We start from the raw sequence: 2,927 nt of genomic DNA, 5'->3' as shown, positions 1-2,927 counted from the left end.
CGTGTCGAGCAGCGGACCGACTTCGACAAGCTGATCGTCGACGTCGAGACCAAGCCCGCCATGCGTCCGCGCGACGCCATGACCTCGGCCTCACGCTTCGTCAGTAAGGCGAAGTCGGGTTGTCGGCTGCCGCTCTCCTGAAGGTCCCCCGCGGAGGGTGGGTACACGTGCTCTCCTCTTGGAATTCGTGGGCCGGTGCGGTGCACCGTATCCAAACACCCGCCGCCGACCGCCGTACGGCGGGCCAGCGGACATCGTGGACAGGGGCGAGGCAGACGCATGACACTCTTGACGGCGCTTCAGGGCGGCCTCGGCGACTCCGCCGACGCGCTGCGGATCTCCGGCGGGCCCGGGCTCTCCCGCGAGCAGCTGCTCGGCGCGGCCACCGCCGTCGCCGACCGGGTGGCCGGCGCGCCCGCCCTCGCGGTGCTCGCCCGCCCCACCGCCGAGACCGTGGCCGCCGTCGTCGGCGGCCTGCTCGCCGGGGTCCCGGTCGTCCCGCTGCCGCCCGACTCGGGCCCCAAGGAGCGCGCGCACATCCTGCGCGACTCCGGCGCCGCCCTGCTCGCCCACGCGGCCCAGGACGCCCTGCCGCAGGACGCCGGGATCCCCGGGCTGCCGGTCGACCTGCGGGAGCGCTCCGCCACCACGTACGCCGAGCCCGACCCGGCGGCGACCGCCTTCGTGCTCTACACCTCGGGCACCACCGGTGCGCCCAAGGGCGCCGTGATCGGCCGCTCGGCCGTCGCCGCCGACCTGGACGCGCTCGCCGAGGCCTGGCAGTGGACCGCCGAGGACACCCTGGTGCACGGCCTGCCGCTGTTCCACGTGCACGGCCTGGTGCTCGGCGTGCTCGGCGCACTGCGCACCGGCAGCCGGCTGGTGCACACCGGGCGGCCCACGCCCGACGGGTACGCGGCGGCCGGCGGCAGCCTCTACTTCGGCGTGCCGACCGTCTGGTCCCGGCTGGCGGCGGACGGCGAGGCCGCCGCCCGGCTGGCCCCGGCCCGGCTGCTGGTCTCCGGCAGCGCCCCGCTCCCGGTGCCGGTGTTCGAACGGCTCGCCGCGCTGACCGGCCACGCCCCGATCGAGCGCTACGGCATGACGGAGTCGCTGATCACCGTCTCCACCCGGGCCGACGGCGAGCGCCGCGCGGGCAGCGTCGGCCTGCCGGTGGCCGGGGTGCGCACCCGGCTGGTCGGCGAGGACGGCGGACCCGTGCCGCACGACGGCGAGAGCGTCGGCGAGCTCCAGGTCGCCGGGCCGACCCTGTTCCGCGGGTACCTGAACCGGCCGGACGCCGACGCCGAGGCGTGGACGGTCGACGGCTGGTTCCGTACCGGGGACGTCGCGGTGATCGGGGAGGACGGTTTTCACCGGATCGTCGGGCGCGCCTCCGTCGACCTGATCAAGAGCGGCGGGTACCGGATCGGCGCCGGCGAGGTGGAGGGGGCGCTGCGCGACCACCCGGCGGTGGCCGACGCCGCCGTGGTCGGCGTGCCCGACGAGGACCTCGGCCAGGTGATCGTGGCGTACGTCGTCCCGGACGGTCCCGTGACGGGGGACCAGTTGACGGCCTTCGTGGCGGAGCGGCTCTCGGTGCACAAGCGTCCCCGCCGGGTGGTGCTGGTGCCCGAACTGCCCAGGAACGCCCTGGGAAAGGTGCTGAAGAAGCAGCTGCTCACGGAGTCGGCACCCGGGTGACGGGCGGTCACCCGGCGCCGCGTCGGGTGACGGACGCTCACCTTCCGTGAGCATTCCTTTGGCGCACTCCACTGCGCGCCGTGAGCGGACGCATGCCTAACGTGACAAGCGGCGCGGCCGGGCCCAGGCCCGCGCGCCGCGTCCAGCGTTCAGCTCCCAGCGTTCAGCGCGGCCGGGGCGACCGACGGCGACGACGTGGTCGACACGTCCGAGGCGGTCGGCCCGGCCGGCGCGACCAGCAAAGGAAGACAGCAGCATGACGACCGTCAACACCGGCGCACCGGGTGCCGCCGACGACGCGACCGGACAGCAGACCACCGCCACCTCCCCCCGGCCGGCACCGGGTGCCCGTCCCTCCCGTGCGGCGCGGATCCGCCGGAGCATAGGCATGGTGGCCGTGATCGCCGCCGGCGCCGGCGTGATCGGCCTCGGCACCGGTGCGGGCACCGCGGCGGCCGAGCCGGCGCCCGCCCACGCCGGCTGGGACGGCTCGCGGTACTGGTTCAAGGACGCCCAGGGCCACTGGCGCTGGACCGCCCACTACGACGTCTACCTGGCCCGCACCGGGGCGGCGGCCGCCCCGGCCGCCTCCACGGGCACCGCCCGCGCCTCGGGCGGCTCCCCGGCGGCGAGCGCGTCCGCCGGGGGGATCACCCAGGGGTGGGACGGGTCGCGCTACTGGTTCCGCAACAGCCAGGGCCAGTGGCGGTGGACCACGCACTACGACGTCTACCTGGCGCGGACCGGCGGGTCGGGCGGGGGCTCCGCGTCGGCGGACTCGGCGTCCGCCCCGGCCGCCGCCGCCCCGTCGGCGGCCCCGGCGGTGGACGGCGACGTCGAGACGGCGGTGCTGTACGCGCTCGCGCAGCTGGGCAAGCCGTTCCGGACGGCCGGGAACGGGCCGGACGGCTACGACTGCTCGGGTCTCGTCCAGCAGTCCTTCCGGCGCGGCGGAATCGACCTGCCCCGGGTCGCCAGCGACCAGTACGCCGCCACCACGCCGGTGACGGCGGGGCAGCTGCGCCGGGGCGACCTGCTGTTCTGGGGGGACGGCACCGCGCGGGGCATCCACCACGTGGCCGTCTACCTGGGCAACAACCAGTACGTCGAGGCCGCCCGGCCCGGCACCCTGATCCGGATCTCGCGGATCAGCAGCGGCTACTACCCGACCCACATGGGCCGGCCCTGAGGCATGCCGCCGCCCGCCGGTGCCCGGGTCGTGG

Annotated in this window: 2 protein-coding genes; both read left to right on the top strand. The window is 76.0% G+C overall.

The window, feature by feature from the left end:
- Positions 1–279 precede the first annotated feature (279 nt).
- Entirely contained in the window at positions 280–1,704 is a 1,425-nt protein-coding gene (locus tag ACFCX4_RS35675) for an acyl-CoA synthetase (RefSeq protein ID WP_376151536.1), read from the top strand.
- Between the two features lie 256 nt (positions 1,705–1,960).
- Entirely contained in the window at positions 1,961–2,893 is a 933-nt protein-coding gene (locus ACFCX4_RS35670; protein ID WP_376151534.1) for a C40 family peptidase, read from the top strand.
- The last annotated feature ends 34 nt before the right edge of the window (positions 2,894–2,927 follow it).

It is taken from the genome of Kitasatospora sp. NPDC056327, assembly GCF_042261735.1.
Classification (GTDB): Bacteria; Actinomycetota; Actinomycetes; order Streptomycetales; family Streptomycetaceae; genus Kitasatospora.
Note: the sequence above shows the minus strand (reverse complement) of the source record. Positions and strands in the feature narration are given on the sequence as shown.